23 protein-coding genes and 2 tRNA genes are annotated in these 25,219 nt (G+C 66.5%); 7 read left to right on the top strand and 18 right to left on the bottom strand.

Annotated elements, in window-relative coordinates:
• Positions 1 to 44: 44 nt before the first annotated feature.
• The 3 genes from ESB00_RS02130 to hrpA form a co-directional block, all read right to left on the bottom strand.
• On the bottom strand, positions 45 to 443 hold the full coding sequence (locus tag ESB00_RS02130; RefSeq protein WP_129046078.1) for a hypothetical protein: 399 nt from the start codon (positions 441 to 443) through the stop codon (positions 45 to 47).
• A 53-nt stretch (positions 444 to 496) separates the two neighbouring features.
• Positions 497 to 943 (bottom strand): CBS domain-containing protein, encoded by a 447-nt coding sequence (locus ESB00_RS02125; RefSeq protein WP_129046077.1) that lies wholly within the window; start codon positions 941 to 943, stop codon positions 497 to 499.
• 63 nt (positions 944 to 1,006) lie between these two features.
• Entirely contained in the window at positions 1,007 to 5,008 is a 4,002-nt protein-coding gene (hrpA, locus tag ESB00_RS02120; protein ID WP_246026396.1) for an ATP-dependent RNA helicase HrpA, read from the bottom strand.
• Between the two features lie 87 nt (positions 5,009 to 5,095).
• Here hrpA and pyk point away from each other — a divergent pair, with 87 nt between their 5' ends.
• Genes pyk through ESB00_RS02100 form a run of 4 tightly spaced genes read left to right on the top strand, consistent with a single transcriptional unit; the run spans position 5,096 to position 9,123 of the window.
• The gene (gene pyk, locus ESB00_RS02115; RefSeq protein ID WP_246026395.1) at positions 5,096 to 6,538 is read left to right on the top strand and encodes a pyruvate kinase; all 1,443 of its coding nucleotides are present in this window, start codon (positions 5,096 to 5,098) and stop codon (positions 6,536 to 6,538) included.
• A 57-nt stretch (positions 6,539 to 6,595) separates the two neighbouring features.
• Positions 6,596 to 7,141, top strand: coding sequence for a hypothetical protein (locus tag ESB00_RS02110; RefSeq protein ID WP_129046075.1), 546 nt, complete (start codon positions 6,596 to 6,598; stop codon positions 7,139 to 7,141).
• Positions 7,142 to 7,150: 9 nt separating this feature from the next.
• Positions 7,151 to 7,792 (top strand): sulfite oxidase-like oxidoreductase, encoded by a 642-nt coding sequence (locus ESB00_RS02105; RefSeq protein WP_129046074.1) that lies wholly within the window; start codon positions 7,151 to 7,153, stop codon positions 7,790 to 7,792.
• A gap of 11 nt (positions 7,793 to 7,803) precedes the next feature.
• Positions 7,804 to 9,123 carry a thymidine phosphorylase gene (locus ESB00_RS02100; RefSeq protein ID WP_129046073.1) on the top strand — a complete coding sequence of 440 codons (1,320 nt, stop codon included), beginning with the start codon at positions 7,804 to 7,806 and terminating at the stop codon, positions 9,121 to 9,123.
• A 13-nt stretch (positions 9,124 to 9,136) separates the two neighbouring features.
• On the opposite strand, the gene ESB00_RS02095 is transcribed toward ESB00_RS02100, so the two are convergent.
• The 8 genes from ESB00_RS02095 to ESB00_RS02060 form a co-directional block, all read right to left on the bottom strand.
• Entirely contained in the window at positions 9,137 to 9,760 is a 624-nt protein-coding gene (locus tag ESB00_RS02095) for a response regulator (protein ID WP_164975984.1), read from the bottom strand.
• Between the two features lie 81 nt (positions 9,761 to 9,841).
• Entirely contained in the window at positions 9,842 to 11,797 is a 1,956-nt protein-coding gene (locus ESB00_RS02090) for a tetratricopeptide repeat protein (protein WP_129046071.1), read from the bottom strand.
• Between the two features lie 53 nt (positions 11,798 to 11,850).
• Positions 11,851 to 11,935 (bottom strand) — tRNA-Leu (locus ESB00_RS02085).
• Positions 11,936 to 12,002: 67 nt separating this feature from the next.
• The gene (locus ESB00_RS02080; RefSeq protein WP_129046070.1) at positions 12,003 to 13,457 is read right to left on the bottom strand and encodes a PQQ-dependent sugar dehydrogenase; all 1,455 of its coding nucleotides are present in this window, start codon (positions 13,455 to 13,457) and stop codon (positions 12,003 to 12,005) included.
• A gap of 110 nt (positions 13,458 to 13,567) precedes the next feature.
• Positions 13,568 to 14,593 carry a bifunctional transcriptional activator/DNA repair enzyme AdaA gene (locus ESB00_RS02075; RefSeq protein WP_129048259.1) on the bottom strand — a complete coding sequence of 342 codons (1,026 nt, stop codon included), beginning with the start codon at positions 14,591 to 14,593 and terminating at the stop codon, positions 13,568 to 13,570.
• Positions 14,594 to 14,704: 111 nt separating this feature from the next.
• A complete protein-coding gene (locus ESB00_RS02070; RefSeq protein WP_129046069.1) occupies positions 14,705 to 15,478 on the bottom strand; it encodes a hypothetical protein in 774 nt (257 codons plus the stop codon).
• A gap of 57 nt (positions 15,479 to 15,535) precedes the next feature.
• Positions 15,536 to 16,627 carry a chorismate synthase gene (gene aroC / locus ESB00_RS02065; RefSeq protein WP_129046068.1) on the bottom strand — a complete coding sequence of 364 codons (1,092 nt, stop codon included), beginning with the start codon at positions 16,625 to 16,627 and terminating at the stop codon, positions 15,536 to 15,538.
• 101 nt (positions 16,628 to 16,728) lie between these two features.
• Positions 16,729 to 16,804, bottom strand: a tRNA-Arg gene (locus ESB00_RS02060).
• 103 nt (positions 16,805 to 16,907) lie between these two features.
• On the opposite strand from ESB00_RS02060, the gene rpsR reads away from it, so the two are divergent.
• Positions 16,908 to 17,099, top strand: a complete 192-nt coding sequence (gene rpsR / locus ESB00_RS02055) for a 30S ribosomal protein S18 (RefSeq protein ID WP_129046067.1) — start codon at positions 16,908 to 16,910, stop codon at positions 17,097 to 17,099.
• Between the two features lie 60 nt (positions 17,100 to 17,159).
• The gene (locus ESB00_RS02050) at positions 17,160 to 18,137 is read left to right on the top strand and encodes an L-threonylcarbamoyladenylate synthase (protein ID WP_129046066.1); all 978 of its coding nucleotides are present in this window, start codon (positions 17,160 to 17,162) and stop codon (positions 18,135 to 18,137) included.
• Between the two features lie 105 nt (positions 18,138 to 18,242).
• Here the strand turns inward: ESB00_RS02050 and hisC are convergent, their stop codons facing one another.
• Positions 18,243 to 19,340: a histidinol-phosphate transaminase gene (hisC, locus tag ESB00_RS02045; RefSeq protein ID WP_129046065.1), complete on the bottom strand. Its 1,098-nt coding sequence runs from the start codon at positions 19,338 to 19,340 to the stop codon at positions 18,243 to 18,245.
• A 45-nt stretch (positions 19,341 to 19,385) separates the two neighbouring features.
• Entirely contained in the window at positions 19,386 to 19,979 is a 594-nt protein-coding gene (locus tag ESB00_RS02040) for an HAD family hydrolase (RefSeq protein WP_129046064.1), read from the bottom strand.
• A gap of 107 nt (positions 19,980 to 20,086) precedes the next feature.
• Here ESB00_RS02040 and ESB00_RS02035 point away from each other — a divergent pair, with 107 nt between their 5' ends.
• Positions 20,087 to 20,860, top strand: a complete 774-nt coding sequence (locus tag ESB00_RS02035; protein ID WP_129046063.1) for an SDR family NAD(P)-dependent oxidoreductase — start codon at positions 20,087 to 20,089, stop codon at positions 20,858 to 20,860.
• 51 nt (positions 20,861 to 20,911) lie between these two features.
• Here ESB00_RS02035 and arsB read toward each other — a convergent pair whose 3' ends face one another.
• The 5 genes from arsB to ESB00_RS02010 are packed head-to-tail and all read right to left on the bottom strand — an operon-like array spanning position 20,912 to position 25,163.
• Positions 20,912 to 21,982 carry an ACR3 family arsenite efflux transporter gene (gene arsB / locus ESB00_RS02030; protein ID WP_129046062.1) on the bottom strand — a complete coding sequence of 357 codons (1,071 nt, stop codon included), beginning with the start codon at positions 21,980 to 21,982 and terminating at the stop codon, positions 20,912 to 20,914.
• Positions 21,979 to 22,479, bottom strand: coding sequence for an arsenate reductase ArsC (locus ESB00_RS02025; protein WP_129046061.1), 501 nt, complete (start codon positions 22,477 to 22,479; stop codon positions 21,979 to 21,981). Before ESB00_RS02025 ends, arsB begins: the two co-directional genes overlap by 4 nt.
• A 22-nt stretch (positions 22,480 to 22,501) precedes the next feature.
• Complete coding sequence (arsJ, locus tag ESB00_RS02020) at positions 22,502 to 23,740, bottom strand: organoarsenical effux MFS transporter ArsJ (RefSeq protein WP_218938661.1); 1,239 nt, start codon at positions 23,738 to 23,740, stop codon at positions 22,502 to 22,504.
• A gap of 19 nt (positions 23,741 to 23,759) precedes the next feature.
• Positions 23,760 to 24,779 (bottom strand): ArsJ-associated glyceraldehyde-3-phosphate dehydrogenase, encoded by a 1,020-nt coding sequence (locus ESB00_RS02015; protein WP_129046059.1) that lies wholly within the window; start codon positions 24,777 to 24,779, stop codon positions 23,760 to 23,762.
• Between the two features lie 15 nt (positions 24,780 to 24,794).
• Positions 24,795 to 25,163, bottom strand: a complete 369-nt coding sequence (locus ESB00_RS02010; RefSeq protein ID WP_129046058.1) for an ArsR/SmtB family transcription factor — start codon at positions 25,161 to 25,163, stop codon at positions 24,795 to 24,797.
• Positions 25,164 to 25,219: the final 56 nt, after the last annotated feature.

Genomic DNA, 25,219 nt, shown 5'->3' with positions numbered 1-25,219 from the left:
GAACCTAACGGGCTCCGCGTAAAACACAACCGGCCATCCGTCACTTAACGCAGCAGCTCGACCACGTCGCCGCTGTTCAGGCGCAGCTTGCGATCCACCGCCTTCTTGAAGGCGGCCTTGATGACCTTCCGGTCGCGGAAGATGCGCGCCGCCTTGAGTCCGTCGCGCAGACTCCCAGCTTGCGCAGCCTGATAGAGCTCCAAGCCCTCCTTCCAAGGCAGCTCGGTGATGGCCCCGGAGCTGCCATCCACCAGCACGACCATCCCGGTGCGGGCCAGCCGCGCCGCAGATTCCATCGAGAGCGCCGCCACGTCACCGGAGGAGGTGATGGCCGCAGCCGTCACCTTGCCGGTCGTGGCCACCGTCGCGGTGGTGACCTTCGCCGTGGTTTTCACGGCCGTCGTCGCGACCGCCGTCGTGCCGACGACGGTCGCGGTGACCAAAGCACACCCGCTGCAAATCAAGACTGCGAGCAGGAGTGTCCCCGCGACGAACCTCACGTCGTGAGGCCGCCGGAGATGTAGGAACGGAGCGACTCGGCCTCGGCGCGGTGGTGGTTGGCCATCCAGCGCGAGACGTCACCGATCGAGATCAGCCCGACCAAGTCGCCGGCGTCCATCACCGGCAGGTGGCGGCAGCGCTTCTCGGCGAAAATTTCCATGACTTGTTGCACCGTCGTCTCGGGCAGCACGGAGAGCACGTTGCTCGTCATGACCTGCGTGACAGGTGTCGTGCGCGGATCGAGTCCGGCGGCCACCACGCGCGTGAGCACGTCGCGCTCGGTGAAGATGCCGGCGAGTTTGGCATCGTTCATCACGAGGATGGCGCCGATGCGGTGACGATTCATTTCCTGGACCGCTTGGGTCACGGTGACCGTGCTCGGCACGGTGTGGAGGACACGACCCTTGCCCTCCAGCAGATGGGAGATCGAGGTATCATTCATTGGGGTATGGGGTATGCGCGGACCATACTCCCGCCCGCGGCTCCATCAAAGCCTATTCTCCGCTCATTTTTTGAAAAGCTGGTCGAGCGCGCCGAGGCTCTTGAGCGGAGCGGTCTTCTTGGTCATGGCCGGGGCCACCACCACCGCGGGTCCGGCCGGGACGGATGCCGCCAGCTTGACCCCGCCGGGCGCCAAATCCTCCCATGCTCGCTTCAGTCTCACCGCCGATACCGGCTCGGCCGTGCCCAGCTCTTGGGCGAACAGGCTCACGCGAAACTCCTCCACCAGCCAGCGAAACTCGCTCTCTGCCGCCGCCGGCTTGCGGGCCGCGGCCACAAACGGGGCCAGTTCGGCTGCACGCTGGGCGTCCTTGGTCGTGTCGCGCTTCCAGCGGTCGGCCCGCGCCTTCATCCCGCGCAGATAGCGCGGCAAATGCTTCAACCGGTCGTAGGGTGTGCGGCGCAAAAAGTCCGCCGGCAGCAGCGCCGCCAGGTCTTCCGTCATCTTCGGGTAAGGCTGGGCGTGGGTCTGCAGCTCCAAGCGCAGCGTGAGGAGCTCCTTCATCCAGTCAGTCAGCCGCGGCACGGAGGCCCGCAGGTCCAGCTTCGCCTGCGCCAGCACCCGGCCAAAAACCTCCTGGTGCAACGGCTGGACTTCGCGGCGACACACCCAGCGCCGGATGCACTCCAGCGCGTCGTCCTGCAACTGCTCGATCGGTGCCAGCGTGGCGGTCAGGGCCCCGAGCATGCGCAACGCACGCAAATCCTTTTCCAGCCAGCCGAGATCGTAACGCAGCTGGGTCTCGAGCAACTGCGCCACACCCGCGCGTGTCACCGTCGCCGCCTCCTCGGGCGTGGCGAACAGGCGCACGGCCACCCCCGCGCCCAGGGCCTTGATGCCGGGGTAGGCCAGCACGGGCACGCCGTGTTTTTCCTCCACCGGCACGGACGCCGGCAGGTCGCCAAACTTCCATTCCCCGGCCGGTTCGCCTTCCCACTTGGCCCGGGCGGCACGCCAGGCGGCGTTCTCCGCCGTCGCGGCCTTCTGGCTGAATTCGCGGCGGCGGTCGTGCAACAACGCCTGAATCTCCCCGAGTTCGCGGCTGGCGCAGAGCACGCGGTCCTTCGCGTCCACCACCTCCACCCGCACGCGCAGGTGGTCGGGCAAACCTTTCGCCGACCAAGTCGTCGGATCGATCCGCACCCCGAGCCGGGGCTGCAAGAGTTCAGCCAGCGCCTCGGCCAGCGTGGGCTGCTTCGGACGCGACGAAATCAATGCCAGCTCGCGCACGAGCCTTTGCGCGGTCTCGGTCAATGGAATCAGGCCACGCCGCTGCTCCTTCGGCAGGGCCTTGAGCATCAGTTCCACCTTTTCCGGCAAATGTCCCGGCACCGCCCAGTCGAGTGCGGCGGGCGACAGTGCCTCCGCCTCGGCGAGCGAGACGCGCACGGTCACACCGTCGTCGTGCTTGCCGGGCTGGTAGGCGTAGCTCAGCGGCAGCACCTGGTTGCTGATCGGCAGGGCCTCGGGGAAAGCCTCCGCATCATGCGCATCATCCTCGGCCGCGCGCAGGTCCTCGTCGCGCAGGAACAGGAACTTCGGGTTCGTGGTCTGCTGGTGACGAACAAAGTCAATCAGCTCGGGCACGCTGCTGATGCCTTGGGGTGGCATCCTCGCTCCGCGCGGGTTGGCCTGGTCCTCCGGAAAGCCGGCGCTGAGCGCGGGCTCCACCTTTTCAAACTCCTTCGCGTAGAACCGATACAGCGCCTCGTCGATGTTCATGTAGCCCGAGCTGCGCAGCCGGGTAAGGCGCTCCTCGGCCTGCTCACGCAGCTTGCGGTTGTGGGCGAGAAAATCGAAGGGCCAGGTCACCGTGTCGCCGACCAGCGCCTCGCGGATAAAAATCTCCGTGGCATGCAGCGGGTTGATCTTTCCGTAGCCCACCGAGCGGGTTTCCAACTCGAGGTTGTAGAGCCGGCGCCGCTCCTTCACGAGCACGCGTCCGGCATCGGCGCTCCAGAACGGCTCGCTGTGCGCCACCCGCAGGAGATGTGACCCGAGCCCAATGATCCACTGCGGATCAACCCGCGCGCAGGTGCGGGCGTAGAGCCGCGCCGTCTCCATGATCTCCGCCGCCATGAGCCACTTTGCGACCTTCGGCTTGGAGGGTGAAGCCCGGCCTCCGGTCGGGTTGTTTTTGGAATCTCGCTCCCGCTTCTCAAAGAGCGTGGACCCGGGAAACACGTTCACCCGCCGGTCGTGCGCGGCGTGGTAATCCCCTTCGTCCGTGCGCGTGGCCACGTTGCCCAGCAGGCCGGCGAGAATGGACCGGTGAATCGCCGCGTAGGCGGGCGTGCCGAGATCGAGTTTCAGCTCCTGCCCCTTCTTCAAGCCGTCATAGACCGACGAATGCGCAAAGCCGTCGCGTTCGCGCAAGGTGTCCTCGAGCTGGCCGTGCACGTCGCGCCACTCGCGCATGCGCATGAACGACAGAAAGTGCGAGGTGCAGAACTTGCGCAGCTTGCCGAGCGTCATCGCCTCGAACTCGTCGTGGTAGGCCTCCCAGATCGAGAGCAGCGTGAGAAAATCGGAATCCGGCTGCGTGAAGCGCCGGTGCGCGGCGTCGGCCTTCTGCTGCGCATCCATCGGACGCTCCCGCGGGTCCTGGATGCTGAGCGCCGCGGCGATGATGAGCACCTCGCGCAGGGCCTTCTCCGTGCGGGCCTGCAGGATCATGCGGCCGACCGTCGGGTCCACGGGCAGGTGCGCCAGCTCGCGGCCGAGATCGGTAAGAACGCCCGCCTCATCAATCGCGCCGAGCTCGTGCAACAGTGCGTAGCCGGCGCGGATGCCCTTGGCCGGCGGGGCGTTCAGGAACGGGAACTCCTCGATGTCGCCGAGGCCGAAGGCCTTCATGCGCAGGATCACGTCCGCGAGGTTGCTGCGCTGGATCTCGGGCTGCGTGAAGCGCGGACGGTCGAGAAAATCCTGCTCCGCGTAGAGCCGGATGCACACGCCGTCACTGACGCGGCCGCAGCGGCCCTTGCGCTGGTCGGCGCTGCTCTGCGAGACGGGCTCCACGGGCAGCCGCCGCGTGCGGCTCTGCGGCACGTAACGGCTGAAACGCGCGAGCCCGGTGTCCACCACGAAGCGGATGCCGGGGATCGTCAGCGAGGTCTCGGCGATGTTGGTCGCGAGCACGATCTTGCGCGCCTGCGTGGGCGTGAAAACACGCTGCTGCTCGGCGTTGGTCAGCCGGCCAAAGAGCGGCACCACCTCCAGCCGGCTTCGTTTGCGCCCTTCCAACAGGTCGCGCAATTCGCGGATGTCCCGCTCGGTCGGGAGGAAGACGAGGATGTCGCCGGTCGAGCTCTCGTCGAGGATGCGCCCGACGGCCTCGGCCGCGGCGTCGAGGTAGGTGTATTCGCTCTCCTCGCCCTTCATCTCCTCGAGCGGGGAATAAATCACCTCCACCGGGTAAACCCGCCCCGACACCTCGATGATCGGCGCGCCGTCAAAGGCCTTGGAAAACGCCTCGGTGTCGATCGTCGCGGAGGTGATGACAATCTTCAGGTCGGGCCGGCGCGTGCGCAGCCGCCGCAGGTGGCCGAGAATGAAATCAATGTTGAGCGAGCGCTCGTGTGCCTCGTCCACGATGATGGTGTCGTATTCGCGCAGCTCCGGGTCGGCCTGCAGCTCGGCGAGCAGCATGCCGTCGGTCATGAACTTGATGACCGTGTCGCCCGAGGTCTGGTCGGCGAAGCGGATCTTGCAGCCGACCTCGCGGCCGAAACCGACGTTCAGCTCCTCGGCCACCCGCCGGGCCACCGAGCTGGCGGCCACGCGCCGCGGCTGCGTGCAGGCGATGCGGCCGCGCTCGCCGCGACCGGCCACGAGGCAGAGCTTGGGAATCTGCGTGGTCTTGCCCGAACCGGTCTCACCGGCCAGCACCAGCACCTGGTTGTCCCGGATGGCCGCAACGATCTCGTCCGCCCGCGCGCTGATGGGCAGCTCGGGCGGATACTCGATCCGGAAGGGCCAGGGTTTGTGTGGGCGTGGCGGCACGGCGACGGGCCTTTTTGCGGGAAACCAGCCACTTAACCAGCAGATTCCCACCCCGCAACCCGGCATCCCTTGTGCTACCAGCCGGGCGTGAATCCGCCCGCCGCCACTCTGCCCAAGGAAGCCTTCCGGCTCACCAAAATCGTCTTCACGCTCGGCCCGGCCTCGGCCGACGAACGCATGCTCGAGCGCCTCATCCTCGCCGGCGTGGACGTCTGCCGCCTCAACATGGCCCACGCCGACCACGCGTGGACCCGCGCCATGATCCGCCGGGTGCGGGAGGTCTGCCAGCGCACCGGCCGCCACATCGCCCTGCTCATGGACGTGAAGGGCCCCGAGATCCGCACCGGCGATCTGCCGGAACCGGTCGAGCTGACGGCGGGCCAGCTCATCGACTTCCTGCCCCAGCCGGGCGAATCCGAGCACCGCATCCTCGCCGTTTCGGTGAACTATCCGTCCTTTGGCGAGGATGTGCAGACCGGTTCCACCGTGCTCGTGGACAGCGGGCTCATCCGCCTCGAGGTCGTCAGCGCGACGTCCGCCCGCGTGCGCTGCCGGGTGGTCGTGCCGGCCAGGCTGGGCAACCGCCGCCACATCAACCTGCCCGGCGTGAAGGTCCGCCTGCCCGCCCTCACCGCCAAGGACCGGGCCGATGTCACCGTCGGCATCGAGGAAGGCGTGGACTTTTTCGCGCTGTCGTTTGTGCGCGAGGCCGACGACATCGACATCCTGCGCCGCTACCTTTCCGAAAAGGGGAGCTCCGCTCGCGTCATCGCCAAGATCGAGGACCAGTCCGCCATCGCCAACCTCGACGAGATCGTCACCGCCTCCGACGCCGTGATGGTCGCGCGCGGCGACCTTGGTATCGAGGTGCCGATGGAAGATCTGCCGCTGATCCAGCGCCGCACCGTCGAGGCCTGCATTCGCCTCCGCAAGCCCGTCATCGTCGCCACGCACCTGCTCGAATCCATGATCCAGTCGCCGGTGCCCACCCGCGCCGAAGTCAGCGACATCGCCAGCGCCGTCTGGTCCACCGCCGACGCCATTATGCTCTCCGGCGAAACGACGACCGGCCGTTACCCGCTCGAATGCGTGCAGTTCATGAAGCGCGTCGCCGGCCGCATCGAAGGCACCACCTCGAAAGGTTACAATGCCGACCTGCCGCTCAAGACCCACAAGGACCGCCTGCTGCGTTCCGCCATCGTGCTGGCGCAGGAGATCGGCGAATCGGGCATCGTCGTCTTCACCCGCAGCGGCCTGCTGCCGCAGACATTGTCGGCCCTGCGCGCCTCGCGCTGTCCGATCTACGCGTTCACCGACAACCCCGTCGCCTTCCGCCACCTGCTGCTGGTGTGGGGCGTGGAGCCGTTCCTGATGGATTTCGGGGCCGAACCCGAGAAGACCATCCGCGACGCCTTCGCCTACCTCCTGCGCCGCGGCTGGGTGCAGACCGGCGACTGGATGGTCGTCGTGACCAACGTGCTCGCGGGCGAGCAGACTATCGATACGATTCAGCTCAGACCGGTCGAGTGAGCCGCAACCGGACTGGAACAGACTCGCACGGCCGGGCGCGACTGTTAGCGTGAGGCCATGTCCGCCCCGCCGCCCGTCCTGCCTGAGAAAACCCTGCGGCGCGTCCTGGCCCTCGCGCGTGCTGACGGCTGGAGCATTGTCATCGTGGCCTCCTTGGGCGGGCTCTATTCGCTACTCCAGCCCAGCTGGCTCTTCACAGGCACGTCCATCCTTGTCGTGCTCACCGGTCTCGCCGAGCTGCATGGTCGGCGTCGATTGCTAAGCTCCGACCCGCGCGGCGTCAGCTGGCTGATCGGCGCCCAGCTCGCACTGCTCGGCGTGATCTGGAGTTATGCCTGGTTCCGCTGGCGGTGGTTTGATCCACAGGCGATGTGGGCCGAACTGCCCGGGCTCGCCCGGGCGGAAATCGACCGCCAGCTGACCGCCGCCGGCCTGAACCCCGAACTCGACCGCCCGTTGCTCCTCCAGATGATGAACGCCCTGGTCTGCCTGCTCCTCGCCGGCCTCACCCTGCTCTACCAAGGCGGCATGGCCGCTTACTACACCCTCAAGCGCCGGGTCGTCACCGAGGCGCTGCTTGCCAGGCCGCCGCGCGTGTCATAGCTTCGGCGCATGTCGAAAGATCGTTACATCGCGGCCAAGCAGAAGTGGGCCGAGAAACAGAAGGCGTCGGGCTTCAAGCCCCGCGACCACGCCGCACCCGGGCGCCTGCCGCCGGGCCAGAAGCTTACCACCGGGTTTCCCGTGCTCGATCTCGGCGTGCAGCCCGAGGTCCCGCACACCGAATGGTCGTTGACGCTCGACGGCCTCGTCGAAAAGCCGGCCACGCTGACCTGGGCCCAGTTCAACGCCCTGCCGCAGGTGACCGACGTGAGCGACTTCCACTGCGTCACCACGTGGAGCAAATACGACTGCCGGTGGAGCGGTGTGGCGTTCACCACCCTCTTCGAACTCGCGCAACCCAAGCCCGAGGCGAAGTTCGTCTATTTCACCAGCTACGACGGCTACTCGACCAACGTCCCGCTGGAGCACTGCCTCGACGACGACGTGCTGGTCGCCACGCAGTTCGACGGAGCGCCCGTCTCCCGCGAGCACGGCGGCCCGGCGCGCGTGATCATCCCCAAGCTCTACGCTTGGAAGGGCGCGAAATTCGTGAAGACGGTCACCTTCCTCGCCGGGGACCGCCTCGGCTTCTGGGAAGTCCGCGGCTACCACGCCATCGGCGACCCGTGGAAAGAAGAGCGGTATGCGTGAGACCCCGGACCATGCCTGCCTTCTTTCCCCAAGACATCATCATCAAGAAACGCGACGGCGGAGCGCTGACCCGCGACGAGATTGAGTTCTTCGCCAAGGGTGTCGTGAACGGTGCCTTCGCCGACTACCAGGCCACCGCCCTGCTCATGGCTGTCTTCTGGCGCGGCATGACGCCGCAGGAAACCGCCTGGCTGACCGACGCCATGATGCGCTCCGGTGAGGTCATCGACCTGCGCGACCTCCCCGGCGCCAAGGTGGACAAGCACTCCACCGGCGGCGTGGGCGACAAGGTCTCCCTCATCCTCGCCCCGCTCGCCGCCGCCTGCGGCCTCAAGGTGCCCATGATGAGCGGCCGCGGTCTCGGCCACACCGGCGGCACGCTCGACAAGCTCGAGTCGATCCCCGGTTTCAAGGTCCAGCTCAGCGTGCCCGAGTTCCGCGCCATCCTGCAACAGGTCGGCACCGCCATGATCGGCCAGACCCCGCAGGTGGTCCCGGCGGATCGCAAGCTCTACTCCCTGCGCGACGTCACCGGCACCGTCGAATGCATCCCGCTCATCTGCGCCAGCATCATGAGCAAGAAGCTCGCCGAGGGCATCGATTCGCTCGTGCTCGACGTGAAGTTCGGCCAGGGCGCGTTCATGAAGAAAAAGGCCGACGCCCTCACGCTCGCCCGCGCCATGGTCGAAACCGGCCGCGCTGCGGGCAAACCCGTGCGCGCCCTGCTCACCGCGATGGACCAGCCGCTCGGCCGCGCCGCCGGCCACACCACCGAGGTCATCGAGTCCATCGAATGCCTCAAGGGCCGCGGCCCCGCCGATCTCATGGAGGTCACCCTCGCGCTCACCGGCCACATGCTCATCCTCGGCGGCGCAGCCAAGGACATGGCCGACGCCCAAGCCAAGATGCAGGCCGCCATCGCCTCCGGCGCCGCGCTGCAGAAGTTCCGCGAAATGTGCACCGCCCAGGGCGGCGACGCGCGGGTGGTGGACGACTACGCCATCCTTCCCACTGCGAAAAAGCAGATCGCGCTCACCGCCCCGGCCGGCACCCGCGGCTTTGTCAGCGCCGTGGACGCCCTCAAATGCGGTCACGCCATCATGGCCCTCGGCGGCGGTCGCGCTGCGGTCACGGACAAGATCGACCACGCCGTCGGCCTTGCCGACCTGATCAAGATCGGCGAACCCGTCGCCCCCGGTACGCGTCTCTGCACCCTGCACGTAAACGACGACGCCAAAGCCGTCCGGGCCGAGACCCTCATCCGCGAAGCCATTGAGTTCAGCTCCTCCACCCCGACCCGGGAACCGCTCATCCAGGACCTGATCAGCTGATCCGCAGGGGGAGTCAGCCTCCCTGAATCAGTCCGAGTCTGACGCCGAGCTTCACCAGTTCGGCCTGCGATATCAGGCCCGTTTTATTGATCAGACTCCTGCGGTGCTCTTCCACCGCCAGCGAACTGATGCTCAGCTTGACGGCGATGTCCGCCACCCCAAGTCCTTTGGCAATGTGCATGAGCACCTCTTTCTCCCGCGGCGTGAGATCCACGACGTCTGGGCGGATGGTCTTGCGACCTAGCACCTTCGCGACGGTCGGGCTCAGGTAGGTGCGTCCGTTGGCCACAGCCGCCAGCGCTGCGGTGAGCTCCGGCAACGTGTCGGTCTTTTCCACGATGCCGTGGGCTCCAAGCGACAAGGCCCGCTCCAGCACGTTTCGGTCGGTGACTCCCGAAAAAATGAGCGCCTGCGTCGGCGACTGCTGCTCGCGCAGAAACTCGAGAAACTCCAGGCCCGACCACCCGTTGAGGTTGATGTCGAGCACCACGATGTCCGGCTTGGTTCGCTGATAAATCTCCTGCGCTGCCTTCAGGGTGGATGCGCCGCCCACGACCTCGTAGCCCGGCATCAGGCCGATGGCATCCGCAAACACCTGCCGGATGACCACATGATCTTCAACAAGCAGCACCTTCATGCAGCCATCAATAGGCTCATTTCCAGAGGGATAAAAGCACATTCCCGCGATCAGCCCGCCACCAACCGATCGGTCTCGCAGCTATCGAACCAAAGCTTGCTGTGCCTGCGCCAGATTCTGCCGGGCCCCGGTAAAATCCGGCTGAAGTCGCAACGCCGTCTCAAAATGAGGCACGGCCTCGCGGGCCCGGCCAAGGCGGGCGAGCGCGACGCCAAGATTGTTGTGCAGCTCGGCGCGGTCCGGCTTCAGCCGGATCGCCGCCTCGAATTGCGCCAGCGCCTGCGGGCCACGGCCGAGCTCCAGCAGAACGTCGCCGTAATTCGAGCGTGCATCGGGGTCGTCGGGCTTGAGCTGCACGTAACGGGCGTAGTGCGGCTCGGCCTCCGCCAGGCGGCCGAGCTGCGCCAGCGTGTTGGCGAGGTTGTAGCGCGGTTCGGGGAAATCCGGCTTGTGCCGCAGCGCCAGCTCGAAATGCGCGATCGCCTCGACCACCTGACCCGTCTGCAGCAACGCGTTGCCCAGGTTGCTCAACACATCCGGCTCTTCCGGCTTCAGCCGGTGCGCCGCCTCAAAACACGCGATGGCCTCGGGCCAGCGGCCGAGCTTCATCCACGCGTTACCGAGATTGTTGCGCACTTCCACCGACTCCGGCGCGACGCGTGCAGCCTCCTCCAGCAACACCCGCGCCTCATCAAGACGCCCGGCCTTCTGGTAAATCTCCGCGAGCGCGCTCAGGGCCCGGATATTCTGCGGCCGCTTGACCACCGTGTCCTCCCAAATCGCCAGCTCCGTGCGGTAGTCGTGATTGCGACGGACCGTCGCCGTCGTGAGACCGACAGCCAGCGCGCCCAACACCAGAAAACTCCGCCGTCCCAGCCACGCGTGCAACGCGACGACCACCAGCGACACGACGGCCGCGAGCGCCAGGTAAACCCGGTGTTCGCTCATCGTCTGGGTCACCACCGGCACAAAACTCGAGCTCGGAGCCAGCACCGCGAAGAAGAAAACCCCCAGATAGCCGCTCGCCCGTCCGCGCCACGCCGCCCAGCCGCTCGCCACGAGCAGGGGCAGGAGCAACAGCGTCTGCCACCAGACTGCGCTCCAACCGGGCACCAAGTCCTTGCCGTAATCAAAGACCAGCGGCTGCGGCCAGAGCGCCAGCTGCAGGTAGCGCACCACCGCGCCCACCTGCGTGAGCGCGTAACCCCAGGGCGACATCGCGCCGCCGAAACCCGCCGTGCCCCCGCGCCCTCCGGTCGTCATGACCAGCCACACCAGCAGCAGCCACGTTGCCGCCAGCGCGAGATGAAAGCGCCAGCGCCGGCGCCAGACCTCAGTCCACGAACCCGCCACGAAAACCCGGTCGTAGAGCGCCACCATCACCGGCGCCGTGACCATGACTTCCTTCGCGGCCATGCCGAGCAGGCACGCCACCCACGCCAACACCGCCCAGCGTTTCGGCGCGCCGGGCTCGATCGAGCGGATGAAGCACCACAGCGTCAGCAGATACATCAGGCTCACGAGCGACTCGGCGCGCTGGACGATGTAGGTCACCGCCTGAGTCTGCAGCGGGTGCAGCGTCCACAACAGTGCGACCGCCAAGGCGAGCCAGGTCGCATCGCGGTTGCAGGGTGGGTTCTCCGAACCCCGGCGGGCCTCGGCCAGCGAAGGGGTAAACCGATTTGCCTCCATCGTCCGCCGCACGATCCCGAACAGCGTGCAACCCGCCGCCACATGGATCAGCAGATTCACAAGATGGTAACCCCAGACCGCGGTGCCGCCCACCGCGTAGTTCAGCGCCAGCGTGAAATTCAGCAGCGGCCGGCCGCTGACCGTAAGCCCGCTCTGCCCCGGCGGCACCCAAGCCGTGGCCAAACTGCGGATGGTTGGGTTGTCCCGGATCGACAAGTCGTCGTCGAAAATGAACGGCACGCCAAACGAGTTGTGGTAGGCCACCGCTGTCGCGCCAACGATGATCAGTCCCACGCCCCAAATCGGGAGGCCGCTGCGGGCGTAAGGGGTGGAAGGGGTGCTCACGGAATGCCGGAAAAGTAAAAGTCCGCTGGCGGGAAGCCAGCGGACTTTTCAAATGGTGCCCAGGAGAGGACTCGAACCTCCATGCGGTTAAGCACAGGCTTCTGAGACCTGCGTGTCTACCAATTCCACCACCTGGGCAAAAAACGGAAGGGCAATGGATACGTCCCGCCTCCAGTGGGGCAAGAGTTTTGTTTGAGCGACCGTTTCAGGGCCGATGGACCGGTTGGTTGCGCCAGAATCGCAGTACCCCCAGTCCAGCGAGCAAGGCCAGAAACCAACCCGAAACGGAACCGCCGCCTCCTCCCCCGTTTCCCCCTCCGCCGCTGGTGGGTGGTGGTGTGGTCGGTGGCTGCACCACGGGCGGTGGCGGGCTGGGAGGCTGCGTCGCGTCCGAGACCAGCCGCCGAATGGCCCCGGCCCCAATGCTGGCGATGAGCACGTCACCATTGCGGGGATCGGTGCCAAAGGCCACGGGCGAGTCCTCGGTCAGCAGCGTTTCGACGGTGACGCTGCCCGCAACCGGAATCGTCATCGCGAAGATCCGGTCGCGCACATAATCGCCAAAAATATAGCGACCGGCGAGGTCCGGAAACCGGCTGCCCCGATAGACCACGCCTCCGGTGATCGAGCCGGCCGTGGTCCGATCGGCATCCCAGATGGGATCGACAAATACCGCCGCGGCCGGCGGGTTGGACCGCGGACCCGCCACCAAGCCTTCGCGATAACTCCAACCATAGTTGCCGCCGCGGACGATGAGATTGATCTCCTCGCGCGCGCCCTGACCGACATCGCCCAGCAGCAGCCGGCCGGTCGGCACATCGAAGGAAAATTTCCAGGGATTGCGCAGCCCCACCGCCCAGAACTCATCGCGCACGCTCGCCCGGTTGACGGCCTGGCCGTTGAACGTGGCCGCCCCGACAAACGGGTTGTCCACCGGGATCCGGTAGGTGCCCGCGTGCACCGCCGGATGGGGGTTGGGCGGGAGGTTGTCGGCGAGCTGGTCCACATCGATCCGCAGGAGACCGGCGAAGAAATCTTTGTCGATGCGCTGGCTATTGTTGTATTGGTCGTTGCTCCCGCCCTCGTCGCCCAAGGCGATATAAAGGTAGTTGTCGGGCCCGAAGTGCAGGTCGCCGCCGTTGTGGTTGCTCGCCTCGTCGAACTGCGAGATCAGGGGCACCTCGGTCGCAAGGATATCGGCATTCGAGGCCGGTGCGGCGAGTGCCGTGAAACGCGAGACCCGGTCGTGCAGACCGGTGCCCGCGGCCGTGGTCGCATTGGTCGTGTAGAAGACGTAGAAGAAACGGTTGTTCGCAAAATTCGGATGGAAGGCGAGGCCGAGCACGCCGCCCTCACCGTCGGCAACGACCCGACCGGTAAGATCGAGGAAGAGTTGCTTCGCGGGAGTGCCCCCGAGGCCCGTGATCACCTGGATGCGGCCGGGTTTCTCCAGCACGAACAGGCGGTCGGTCTCGCGGGGTGGCGTGGCGAAGCCCAGCGGTTGGTTGAACGTGATGCCGGGGAACGCGGTTTCCGTGCGATACGCGGTGGTCTGCCCCCTTGCCGGGACCAGCGACGCGGTGAGCGCGACCACCAATGCCAGCGCCCTGCGACCCGCCAATCCGATCTCTGTCCGATATCCAACATGCGTCTGCCTCATGGCCCAATCTGACACGGTTTCCCGCAATTCGCCGCATGAAAAGTCATTGAATTTTCCGGCGCCTGACCCGACGTAGCTGCACCTCGGCCGGCCCGTGGGTTGATCGTCGGCTAAGCCGGGCCATGCTTCCGCTCGTGCTCCAGCAACCGCTGCTTGCGCCAGAGACCGCCAGCGTAGCCGCAAAGGCTGCCGTCGGCGTTGATGACGCGATGGCAGGGAATTACGATGGCCAGCATGTTGGAGCCGTTGGCCCGGCCGACGGCACGCGGGCCCTTGGGGATGCCCAGTCGCGCCGCCATCTCGGCGTAGCTGCGGGAGCGACCGGGTTCGATGCGGCGCAACTCAGCCCAGACGCGCAGTTGGAAATCCGATCCAACAGGGGCGAGACGCACCGTGAATTGCATCCGCCGGCCGGCGAAATATTCGCTCAGCTCGGTCGCGATCTGATCAAGCAGCGCATGGCTGCCGGGCACGATGGCGCACTTGAGCCGGCGGCGCAGGCCGACCAGCTCGCGCTCCAAGCCGCGCCGGTCCACGAACTCCAGCAGCCGCAGGCCGGCATCGTCGGCCAGCGCGAGCATCGTGCCGAGCGGGGTTTCGAGCCGGCGAGCCAGCAGACAGGCTGCGTCCTGCGCCCCGCGCGGGGGCGCGCCGAAAACCCGGGCGAAGGCCTCGCGAAATCCGCTGGTGGATTCGTAGCCCCGGTCGAGCTGCGCCTCGATCACCGGTTTGCCGGATTTCACGTCGCGCAGCGCGAGCCCCATGCGCCGGGCGCGCTGGTAGGCGTGAAACGTCATGCCGTGGTAGGCCTTGAACTGCCGGCGCGCCGTCGTCGGCTCGACGCCCATGGCTACGAGGTCCTTGTCGGTCACGCGGCCGTCGGGCGCGGCTTCAGCGGCGCGGCGCAGCTTCTCCACGAGCGGCGGCACGGGCTTGGTGCCATCCATCGGACGACAGAGCCGGCACGGACGATAACCGCCGTGCAGTGCCTCGGTGGCATTGGGGAAAAATTCCACGTTCTGCGGCAGCGGTTTCTTGGCCTTGCAGGTCGGCCGGCAGAAGATTCCGGTGGTTTTCACGCCGGTGAGGAACACGCCTTCGTAGGCGGGATCGCGCCGGGCCAGCGCGCGATACATCGTGCGGGGACTGGGCAAGGCTGACGGGGCGGAGGACAAGGCGGCTTCGGGTTGAATCATGACCCAGCCTACCAAACCGACGGCTGTCAGCGCCGCCGGAATTCGGGCGGGTTATTTCGCGGGGAAGATATCGCGGAGATCCGGCACCTCGCGGTCACGGCGACCGCTGCGCTGCCGGACGAAATACGGCTCGGGCGGGATGATGCCGTCGTCCTCGCCGGGCTTGATGGGCTCGCCCTCGTCATCTTCGTCGTCTCCGGTCTCGATGATCACGTCGCTGAGATCGACGTAATCCTCCTCAAAATACTGTGACACGCGCCGCGGGGTGGGATCGAGCCAGACGAGCGGGGTCGGCAGCGCGCCCTTGGCCTTCACCTGCACGAAATGACAGGGGAAGCGCTCGTCCTTGAAATGCTTGAGAAAGTCGCTGAGCCACTTGTTGCCCACGCCGGACCGGTTGGTCAGGAAGACCACGTCGGAGAAATGGATGCAGGCGTCGAACCACTGGCGCAGGACCGGATGCTTTTCCGCCAACCCGCAATCCAGGACGGTGAAGATACGGGCGAGTTCCCGGCCCTGGCGCTCCAGCCAGGGTTTGAGCGCCTCGAGCTGGTCGATCGGGCCGGCGCGTGAGTCGGCGAACAGAAAAACCGTGGCGTCGTGCGGCAGCTTGGCGGGCGGGATTTCCGGCGCGGTCCACTTCCAGCGGTGCATCTCCACGTTGGCCAGCGCAGCCAGCTTCTCATCCTGCGGGTCGGCCGCCTCGCTTTCCGCGAGCAACACCACGGCCTTCTCGTCGGCCCCGAGGCCGTTCTCGATCAGGTCGCGCACGATGCCGCGCCGACCCGAACCGGGGGTGCCGAGGATGAAATAGACGGGATTCATTTTAACCGATGTTCGCCGGCCCGGCTCAAAACGCAAACCCGTGCAGGCGGCGCCGGATCAGAACTTGAAGGTTTTGTTCTGCGCCGCGTGGCGCATCCAGTGATCCACGAGGACGAGGGCGGTCATGGCCTCGACAATCACGACGGCGCGCGGCACGACGCAAGGATCGTGACGACCACGGGCCTTGAGCTCGGTGCGGGCGCCGCGCAGGTCAACGGTGCGCTGGTTCTGGAGAATCGTGGCCGTGGGCTTGAAGGCCACGCGGAAGACGAGTTCCTCGCCGTTGCTAATGCCGCCCTGCACGCCGCCGGAGCGGTTGGTGGCGGTGCCGACCTGGCCGCGACGGCTCACGAAGACGTCATTGTGCTGCGAACCCTTGAGCAGCACGCCGCCGAAGCCGCTGCCGATCTCGAAGCCCTTGGTCGCGGGCAGCGAAAGCATGGCCTTGGCGAGGTCGGCCTCGAGGCGGTCGAACACCGGCTCACCCAACCCCACCGGCACGCCGCGCACCCGGCACTCGATCACGCCGCCCACGGAGTCGCCCTTCGCGCGCACCTGCTTGATGCGGGCGATCATCCTCTCGGCGCTGGCCGGATGCGGACACCGCACGGCGGTGGCCTCCACCTGCGCGAGCGTGGGAAACTTCACGACCGTGGGCGCAACGATGTCATGAACCTGCGTCACGAAGGCCCGGATCTCCACGCCGCCGGAGAGTTTCAGAATCTTTCGCGCGATGGCCCCGGCCGCCACGCGGCCAATGGTTTCGCGGGCGGAGGAGCGTCCGCCGCCCCGGTGGTCGCGGAAGCCGAACTTGGTCGTGTAGGTGAAGTCGGCGTGCGAGGGGCGGAACTTCTCACGCATCTCGTCGTAGGCTCCGGGGCGCTGGTCGGCGTTGCGCACCAGCATGGCCAGCGGCTGGCCGGTGGTGCGGCCCTCGAAGGTGCCGGAGAGGAACTCGATCGTGTCGGCCTCCTTGCGCGGCGTGGTGATGTCACTCTGGCCGGGGCGCCGGCGGTCGAGCTCGGCCTGCACCTCGGCCTCCGTCAGCGGCAAGGCCGGCGGACAGCCGTCCACGACGACGCCAACCGAAGGCCCGTGGCTTTCGCCCCAGGTGGAGATGGTGAAGAGTTTGCCGAAGGAATTGGGCACGATGAACGGGAGGTTGGGGTTCCGCCGACCTCTGGCAAGCCCCCGCCGGAGCGGAATTTAGCCGTCGAGGTGGCGTGCCGGACGCGAGCGCTGGCAAGGGCTGGTGCCCCCGCCCGGAATTGAACCGGGATCACACGTTTAGGAAACGCGCGCTCTATCCATTTGAGCTACGGGGACTAAAGGCATTTCCAAACAGGACCGGCAGAGAGCTTTGGCAACTTAAAAATGCCCGTTGACAGGGTGCGGACGAATCCCAACGTTCCGCCCTCCTTTTCTTAACATGAGCACCGAACAAAAGCAGCAGAGCCTCACGCCCGAGCAGGTTCCGTTTACCGCGCCCCAGAATTTCAGCCGTTACATCACCGATACCGGCAAGATCCTCCCGCGCAAATACACGGGCCTCTCCGCCAAGCAGCAGCGCAAGGTGACCAAGACCATCAAGTCCGGTCGCAACCTGCTGACGATGCAATAAGCCGTTGCTCGCGCGACGCTTTCAGCCGGAGCATTTGCTCCGGCTTTTTTATCGCCCGAAATGAAGGCCCGCCTCCACCGCCCCACGCCGGCCAACCTGCGCCGGCTCGCCACCGTGCTTCGCGACGGGGGCTTGGTGGCCATCCCGACCGAAACCGTTTACGGCCTCGCCGCCCACGCGCTGGATACCGAAGCCTGCCGCGCCATCTTCCGCGCCAAGGGCAGGCCGGCGCACGATCCGCTGATCGTCCATGTGCTGGATCTGGCGCATGCGGTTGAGTTGGCCGAATTCAACGACCCCGCGCGCCGGCTGGTGCAGGCCTTCTGGCCCGGTGCCCTCACGCTCGTGTTGCCCAAGAAGGCCTGCGTGCCGGACATCGTGACTTCCGGCGGACCGACCGTGGCGCTGCGCTCGCCTGCGCATCCGCTCGCGCGCCGCCTGCTCAAGCTGGCCGGCGTGCCTCTGGCTGCGCCGAGCGCGAATCCCTTCACCTACATCAGCCCGACGACCGTGGAACATGTGCGCCAAGGACTCGGCGCGCGCATCCCGCACATCCTCGACGGCGGCGCGTGTCCGATCGGCGTCGAATCCACCGTGCTCGATCTGTCGCGTCCGGGCCGGCCGCGCGTGTTGCGTCCGGGGGCGATCAGCGCGGAGCAAATTTCCCGCGTGCTCGGGACCAAGGTCGCCACCGTGCGCCGGGCCGGCAAGCCGGGCAAGCGTCTGCTTGCCCCCGGCCTGCTCGACAAACACTACAGCCCGCGCACGCCGCTGCGGGCGGTCGCGAATCCCGCCACCACCGATACCGGCACTGCCGTCATCCTGCTCCGGAAGCCCGCCGGCCAAGCCCGGGTGGGCGTTTACTGGCTCAGCCGGCGCGGCGAACTTTCGGAAATCGCCCGCCACCTCTACCGCGTGCTGCGCGAGGCCGACGCGAGCGGCCACCACCAGATTCTCATCGAAAAACTGCCCCCGACTGCCGGCGGCCTCGCCGCCGCGATCAACGACCGTGTGAAACGCGCCGCGGCGAAGCGATAACCGCGGGATTTCGTGTGCTGGGTGGGTGTAGCTGCGTTGGAGCGCAGCGACAACGTGGCCGCTCCACGCTTTCGCCTCCGGCTCAAACGCGGCTACCGAAATGCGTCATCGTTGCAAAGCCGACTTCAGCTCCGCCAGCAGCCGCTCGTTCTGCGCCGGGGTGCCGACGGTCACGCGCAGCCACTCGGGCAGACCGTAGCCCTTTACCGGCCGCGTGATCACGCCCCGGCGCTGCAAGGCATCGAACACCGCCACACCGTCACCAACCTTCACGAGCTGGAAATTGCCGTGGCCGGGCACGGACTCGAGTCCGAGCGCCTGGAAGCCCGACGCAAGTTGCGCCAACCCGGCGATGTTCTCCCGGCGGCAGCGCGTGACGAACTCCTCGTCGTCCAGCGCCGCGACCGCGGCAGCGGAGGCGATGGCGTTGACGTTGAACGGCTGGCGCGCGCGCTGCACGATGGCGATCAGCTCGGGCGCGGCGTAGCCGTAGCCCACGCGGAGCGAGGCAAGCCCGTAGATCTTCGAAAACGTGCGCAGGCCGATCACTTTCCGTCCCTCGGCGATGAACGGCCGCAGATCGGGCGGATTCTCGAGGAACTCAATGTAGGCCTCGTCCATTACGAGGATGACGTGCGGCGGCAGGGCGCGGATGAGCGCGGCGATCTCCTCCGCGGTGTTCACCACGCCGGTCGGATTGGCCGGACTGGCAAGGAACACCAGACGCGTGTTCGGCGTGATCGCGGCGAGCAGCGCCGACGTGTCCTGCTTCAGTCCGGGGCCGAGCGGCACCTCGACGGGCTTGGCGCCGAACATCAGCGCCACGAGCTTGTAGACCACGAAGGCCGACGCGTGCATCACGCACTCCTTGCCGGGCGAGAGAAACGCGTGGCCGAGCAGTTCGAGCAGCTCGTTCGAGCCGTCGCCAATGATGAACTGATTCATGCCCAGCCCGTGCTTCTGCGCCAGCTTTTCGCGCAGGGCGTAGTAGCCGCCGTCGGGATAAAGATGCGCCTCCTGCAAGGCGCGCTGCGCCGCCGCCAGCGCTTTCGGCGACGGTCCATGCGGGTTCTCATTGGACGCGAGCTTGATGATGCCCGCCGGATCGAGCCCGAGTTCGCGGGCGACGGTCTCGATGGGTTTGCCCGGTTCATAGACCGGTTGCGTGAGGATGCCGGGGTTGGCCAGCTCAGCGAAAGTCATGCCGCCAAAGGATGCGTGCGGGCGCACCGGTTCAAATCAAATTCTTCACGTCGTCCGGCTCGGCACGCGCACGAACTGCATGCCGGCGGCGATGGCGGCCTCGAAGCCGGGACCGGCGTCCTCAAACACAAGGCATTTCTCCGGCGGCACGCCCATTTTCTGCGCGGCAAGCAGGAACATGTCGGGCGCAGGTTTGCCGTGCGCCACGTCCTCCGGCGTCACGACCACCGGGAACAGATCGGCGAGGTGCATCAGCTCGAGCGTTTTCTTCACGACCGGTTTCGGGCCGCCCGAGGCCACGCTCATGGGCTTGGCGCCGTGCAGTTTCTTCGCGAAGTCCACGACCGGCTTGATGACCTTCATCTCCGCCTGCATCTCGAGAAAATACTCCTCCTTGTGGTGGAAGACCCAGTCCACGTCGATGGTCAGGCCGTAGTGCTTGGCGAACACCGCCGCCACCTTCCGCGTCGGCATGCCACCCAGCGAGTAGAACAGCTCCTCGCTCAGCGTGCCCTTGAGCCCCGCGGCCTGCATGGCTTTGTCCCAGGCGCGGTAGTGGAGCGGCATGGTGTCCACCAGCGTGCCATCGCAGTCGAAGATGTAGCCGGCGAAGTCGCCGGGCGGGATGTCGAGTTTCATGCGGAACGGCCAGCGAAGCACCGCCCGGGCCACCCGCAACGCCTAATTGAGTCACGCCCCAGCACACGGTTGACGCGCGGGCGGCAGGCTTTCATTTAATGATTATTATGACCAAGCTTCTCGGCAAACGCGCCCTCGTCACCGCCGGCGCCCAAGGCATCGGCCTCGCCATCGCCCGCCACCTGCTGGAGGCCGGCTGCGACGTCTTCGTCCACTACCGCAGCAGCGCCGACGGGGCCCGCAGCTTGGAAGCCGTCGCGAACAATCTTGGTCGCCGCTACGCTCACGCCAGCGCTGACCTGACCGAGACCGAGGGCTGCGAGGCGTTGGTGTCCGCAGCCGTGCAATTCCTCGGCGGGCTCGACGTGCTCATCAACAACGCCGGCTCCCTCGTCGCCCGCAAAAGCCTCGCCGAAGCCGACGACGCCTTCTGGGCCGAGGTCATGTCGCTTAACCTCGGCAGCCTGCGTCGCGTCACGCGCGCCGCCCTGCCCCACCTCATCGCCGCGGCAAAATCCGGCGGCGGCGCGAGCATCGTCAACCTATCCTCCCTCGCTGGCCGGAAGGGCGGCCATGCCGGCTCGCTGGTCTATTCCACGGCCAAGGGCGCCATCCTTACCTTCACGCGTTCGCTCGCCAGCGAGGTCGGCCCGCAGGGTGTGCGCGTCAATGCCCTCGCCCCCGGCCTGATCCTCGGCACCAGTTTCCACAACACGCACACCACAAAGCAGTCGGCCGACGCCACCATCGCCGGTATCCCGCTTGGCCGCGGCGGCAGCGCCGAAGACGTCGCGCGCGCTGCCGTCTATCTCGCCAGCGAATACGACGGCTTCATCACCGGCGCCACCCTCGACATCAATGGCGGCGTTTATGGCTGCTAAGTCTGACGGGGCAGCGGGCGCCAATGTTCGTATTACGAACATTGGGCCGGATCAGGCGGCGGGCTTGACCCGGCGCTTCCAGGCCAGCGCCACCGTCACGAGCGCGATCAGAGCCGGCACTTCAACCAGCGGGCCGACCACGGCGGCGAACGCGGCGCCAGAGGAGAGGCCGAACACCCCGACGGCCACGGCGATCGCCAGTTCGAAATTGTTGCCCGCCGCCGTGAACGCCAGCGTCGCCGCACGCGGGTAGTCCGCGCCGGCGCGCGCGCTCATCCAGAACGTCGCGCCGAACATGATCGCGAAGTAAACCAGCAGCGGCACCGCGATCCGCAGCACATCGAGCGGGATCGCGAGCACGGTGTCGCCCTTGAGGCTGAACATCACGAAGATCGTGAAGAGCAGCGCCGCCAACGTGAGCGGGCTGATCAGCGGAATATATTTGTTATCATACCAAGCGATGCCGGCCGAACCGCGCCGCAGCGCCAGCCGACCCAGCCAGCCGGCGAGAAAGGGAATACCAAGGTAGATGAACACGCTCTCCGCCACGCTGCCGATGGTGATGGCCGACAGGTCGAGCGCGCCCAGCTCCACGCCCACCAGCGGCGGCAACACCTTGAGGAACAACCACGCCAGCGGCGCGAAACAGAAGACCTGGAACAGCGCGTTGAAGGCCACAAGCCCCGCGCAATACTCGCGGCTGCCGCCGGCGAGGTCGTTCCACACGATCACCATCGCGATACACCGCGCCAGCCCGATGAGGACCAGGCCGGCGAAATACTCCGGCTGGTCGCGCAGAAAAACCACCGCGAGGGCGAACATCAGCACCGGCCCGACCAGCCAGTTCTGCACGAGTGAGAGCATCAGCACCCGACGGTCGCGAAACACATCGCCCAGCTCCTCGTAATGCACTTTTGCCAGCGGCGGATACATCATGATGATCAGCCCGAGCGCGATTGGGATGGACGTCGTGCCGACGCTCCACGCCGTCAACACCTGCGGAATCGCCGGCAAGAATCGCCCGGTGAGCAGTCCCGCCGCCATCGCGAGGAAGATCCAGAGCGTCAGATAGCGGTCGAGGAACGAAAGCTGACGCAACAGCGGTGACGAAGTCGCGCTCATCGCGCAAAGCCCGCCTCTCCCTCCATCCGAAACTGGCGTCCGATGTCCTGCACGGCCAGCGGCGTGAGCTTGTCGTCAGGGAAGGCGCAGAACAGCTCCACCCGCCGCGCGATCTGCGAGGCGACGTTCACGAAGAACCGATACTGCTCCTCCTCGGTGCCCTTCACCGCCGCCGGATCGGGTGAGCCCCAGTGCGCGACTACGGGCTGACCGGGCCAGATCGGACAGGCCTCCCGGGCGCTATCGCATACCGTGATCACAAAATCGATCTTCTCGCCCTTGAACTCATCCCATGATTTCGAGCGCGCGTCGCTCGCATCGAGGTCGTAGCGCTCGCGCAGCACCCGCACCGCCAGCGGATGCACGCGCCCGGTCGGGTGCGCGCCCGCGCTGCGCACCGCGAACCGGCCCTTGCCCTTGGCGCGGAGTAGGTATTCGCCGAAGATGGAACGAGCGGAGTTGCCCGTGCAAAGGATGAGGACCTGGTGCGTTTTCATGGGGTATTCGGTTGGGATAAACTTAGTCGCCGTCGGCCGTTGGCGTGGCGACGGTCAGCCGCTCGGGATGCTCCGCGGTGCGCGGCAGCGAGAGCGCGACGAGGGCCGCGAGGGCCGCAAATACGACCGTGCCCCAGAGACAGCCGGTCAGGCCCGCCGCCTGATACAGCACGCCTGAGAGCAGGCAACCCACGAGCCGCCCGCCGGCGTTGGCCATGTAGTAAAAGCCGACGTTCAGTGCGACCTTGTCGCCGTCGGTGTAGTCGAGAATCAAATAGGAATGCACCGCCGAGTTTAGCGCAAACACCGCGCCGAAGAGCGCGAGACCGCCGACAACCACTCCGCCCGCAGGCCAGCCGGCCGCGAGCCCCAGCGGAATCGCGGCCGAGACCGCTGTCAGCGCGAAGGCGATCGCCGCGGCGGTGCCGCCCGCAGGCGCACGTCCACGCAAGATCGCCGGGGCCGCACCCTGAATCAGGCCGTAGCCGATGACCCAGCACGCCATGAACGTGCCTACCTGCCAGAAACTCCAGCCCAGCACGCCGCGCAGAAACACCGGCACGCCCACGACAAACCAAATGTCGCGCGCGCCGAAGAGAAAGAAGCGGGCGGTGCAAAGCACATTGATCGCGCGGCTCTTGGCGAACAGGTCGCGCCAGCCGGCCTTGCCCTTGGCCTTGCCCAGCTCCCGCGGCAGCGAAATCCACGAACCGAGCCACACCGCCGCCAGCGCCCCGGCCATGAGCCACAGCGCACCCTTGAAGCCGGCCGTCGCGAGCAGGAAGGCCCCGAGGAAAAAACCGGCGCCCTTCAGCGCGTTCTTCGAGCCGGTGAGCACCGCGACCCAGCGGAAGAGCGTGCCCTTCGCGTCGGCCGGCACGAGGACCTTGATGGCGCTCTTGGAACTCATCTTCGTCAAATCCTTGGCGATGCCCGACAGCGCCTGCGACAGCATCACCCAGGCGACCGAAAAACGCTCCGGCCACTGTGGATCGAGCAAGGACAACAGGCCGAGCGCCGCGACCTGAAGGGCCAGCCCCCCGACGAGCGTGACGCGCAGCCCCATCCGCGAAGCGATCCAGCCGCCCAGCAGGTTCGTGACGATGCCGAAGAATTCGTAGAGCAGGAACAGGAACGCCAGCGTCACCGGCGAGTAGCCGAGGTTGAAGAAATGCAGCAGCACCAGCATCCGCAGCGCGCCGTCCGTGAGCGTGAAGCCCCAGTAAGCGCCGGTGACGATGATATAGTTGCGCAGGTTCACCGCGGAATAGGCCGGCCGGTCAGAGCGAACCCGCGACCTTGCGCGTGAGTTCGGCCATGCGGTTGGAGTAGCCCCACTCGTTGTCATACCACGCGTAGATCTTCACCAGGCGCTTGTTTACGACCATGGTGGAGAGGGCGTCGATCGTGGCGGAGGCGGGGTTGCCCTTGAAGTCGATGGAGACCAAGGGGCGCGTCTCGTAGGCCAGAATGCCCCGGAGAGGTGCGGTTTCGCTCGCGGCTTTGAGCAGGGCGTTCACTTCCTCGACCGTCGTGTCGCGCTTCACCTGGAAGACGCAGTCGGTGAGTGAACCGGTGAGCAACGGCACCCTCACGGCGTGGCCGTTCAGCTTGCCGAGGAGTTCGGGATAAATGAGCCCGATGGCCGTGGCGCTGCCGGTCGTCGTCGGGATGAGCGAGAGCCCGGCGGCGCGGGCCCGGCGCAGATCCTTGTGGGGCGCGTCAATGATCGTCTGCGTGTTGGTCGCATCGTGGACGGTAGTGATCGCGCCGTGCTCGATGCCAAGGCCCTCGTGAATGACCTTCACCACGGGCGCGAGGCAATTGGTCGTGCAGGAGGCGTTGGTAATGAGCCGGTGTTTCGCCGGATCGTAGAGCCGGTCGTTCACGCCCATCACGATATTGAGCGCGTCGCCGCCCTTCACCGGCGCGGCGACAATCACCTTCTTCACGCCGCGGGCAAAATAGGGCTCCAACTGCTCGGGGGTGCGGAACTTGCCGCTGCACTCCAGCACGATGTCCACGCCGTGCGCGGCCCAGTCCACCTCGCCGGGCTTGGCGTGCTCTGTGAAGGCGATGCGTTTTTCGCCGATCCGGATCGCGTTGGCGCCGTCGGCCACGGCTTCCTGCGGCCATCGTCCCTGGACGGAGTCGAAGGTGAGGAGATGGGCCGCGCATTCGGCGCCGCCCTTCGGGTCGTTGATCAGCGTCCAGTCGAGTTCCGGCCAGTTCCAGGCGGCGCGATAGACGAGGCGGCCGATGCGGCCGAATCCGTTGATGGCAATGCGGGCTTTTTTCATGCAGTGAATTTTGGGTCAGCGGCGGCCAACCGGAGCGCAACCGCAACCCGCGGAGGAGGGCGGCTGCGGAGCCAGTTTCTTCAGGCGCACGAGATCACGGCTGAAGACGGAGTTGTCGCGGGCGCAGTCCTGCAGGCAGGCGAGGTTGGCGCGCAATTCCGGCGACGGCTTTGCAGGCAGCGCGTAAATCATCCACTTGCCCTCGCGTTCACAGGTCACGAGCCCGCGCTCGCGCAGGTAGGCCAGATGCTTGGAAATCTTCACCTGCGGCTCGTCAAGCACCGCCTGGAAATGGCACACGCACAGCGGCCCCTGCCCCAGCACATGCAGCAGGCGCAGGCGAGTGAGGTCGCACAGGCATTCGTAGATGCGAACCAATTCCATGAAACACACATATTCCTTTGTCGGAATATGAATCAAGCAGGGAAATGCCCGTCACC

The organism is Oleiharenicola lentus (assembly GCF_004118375.1).
In the GTDB taxonomy this organism is placed as follows: Bacteria; Verrucomicrobiota; Verrucomicrobiia; order Opitutales; family Opitutaceae; genus Lacunisphaera; species Lacunisphaera lenta.
Note: the sequence above shows the minus strand (reverse complement) of the source record. Positions and strands in the feature narration are given on the sequence as shown.

What these genes read in the sequence shown, in the direction of transcription:
- ESB00_RS02125 (WP_129046077.1), bottom strand. Translation starts at nt 943, where the DNA reads ATGAATGATACCTCGATCTCCCATCTGCTGGAGGGCAAGGGTCGTGTC.
- ESB00_RS02110 (WP_129046075.1), top strand. Translation starts at nt 6,596, where the DNA reads ATGTCCGCCCCGCCGCCCGTCCTGCCTGAGAAAACCCTGCGGCGCGTC.
- ESB00_RS02105 (WP_129046074.1), top strand. Translation starts at nt 7,151, where the DNA reads ATGTCGAAAGATCGTTACATCGCGGCCAAGCAGAAGTGGGCCGAGAAA.
- ESB00_RS02100 (WP_129046073.1), top strand. Translation starts at nt 7,804, where the DNA reads ATGCCTGCCTTCTTTCCCCAAGACATCATCATCAAGAAACGCGACGGC.
- ESB00_RS02095 (WP_164975984.1), bottom strand. Translation starts at nt 9,760, where the DNA reads ATGAAGGTGCTGCTTGTTGAAGATCATGTGGTCATCCGGCAGGTGTTT.
- ESB00_RS02080 (WP_129046070.1), bottom strand. Translation starts at nt 13,457, where the DNA reads ATGAGGCAGACGCATGTTGGATATCGGACAGAGATCGGATTGGCGGGT.
- ESB00_RS02075 (WP_129048259.1), bottom strand. Translation starts at nt 14,593, where the DNA reads ATGTATCGCGCGCTGGCCCGGCGCGATCCCGCCTACGAAGGCGTGTTC.
- ESB00_RS02070 (WP_129046069.1), bottom strand. Translation starts at nt 15,478, where the DNA reads ATGAATCCCGTCTATTTCATCCTCGGCACCCCCGGTTCGGGTCGGCGC.
- rpsR (WP_129046067.1), top strand. Translation starts at nt 16,908, where the DNA reads ATGAGCACCGAACAAAAGCAGCAGAGCCTCACGCCCGAGCAGGTTCCG.
- ESB00_RS02050 (WP_129046066.1), top strand. Translation starts at nt 17,160, where the DNA reads ATGAAGGCCCGCCTCCACCGCCCCACGCCGGCCAACCTGCGCCGGCTC.
- hisC (WP_129046065.1), bottom strand. Translation starts at nt 19,340, where the DNA reads ATGACTTTCGCTGAGCTGGCCAACCCCGGCATCCTCACGCAACCGGTC.
- ESB00_RS02040 (WP_129046064.1), bottom strand. Translation starts at nt 19,979, where the DNA reads ATGAAACTCGACATCCCGCCCGGCGACTTCGCCGGCTACATCTTCGAC.
- ESB00_RS02035 (WP_129046063.1), top strand. Translation starts at nt 20,087, where the DNA reads ATGACCAAGCTTCTCGGCAAACGCGCCCTCGTCACCGCCGGCGCCCAA.
- arsB (WP_129046062.1), bottom strand. Translation starts at nt 21,982, where the DNA reads ATGAGCGCGACTTCGTCACCGCTGTTGCGTCAGCTTTCGTTCCTCGAC.
- ESB00_RS02025 (WP_129046061.1), bottom strand. Translation starts at nt 22,479, where the DNA reads ATGAAAACGCACCAGGTCCTCATCCTTTGCACGGGCAACTCCGCTCGT.
- ESB00_RS02015 (WP_129046059.1), bottom strand. Translation starts at nt 24,779, where the DNA reads ATGAAAAAAGCCCGCATTGCCATCAACGGATTCGGCCGCATCGGCCGC.
- ESB00_RS02010 (WP_129046058.1), bottom strand. Translation starts at nt 25,163, where the DNA reads ATGGAATTGGTTCGCATCTACGAATGCCTGTGCGACCTCACTCGCCTG.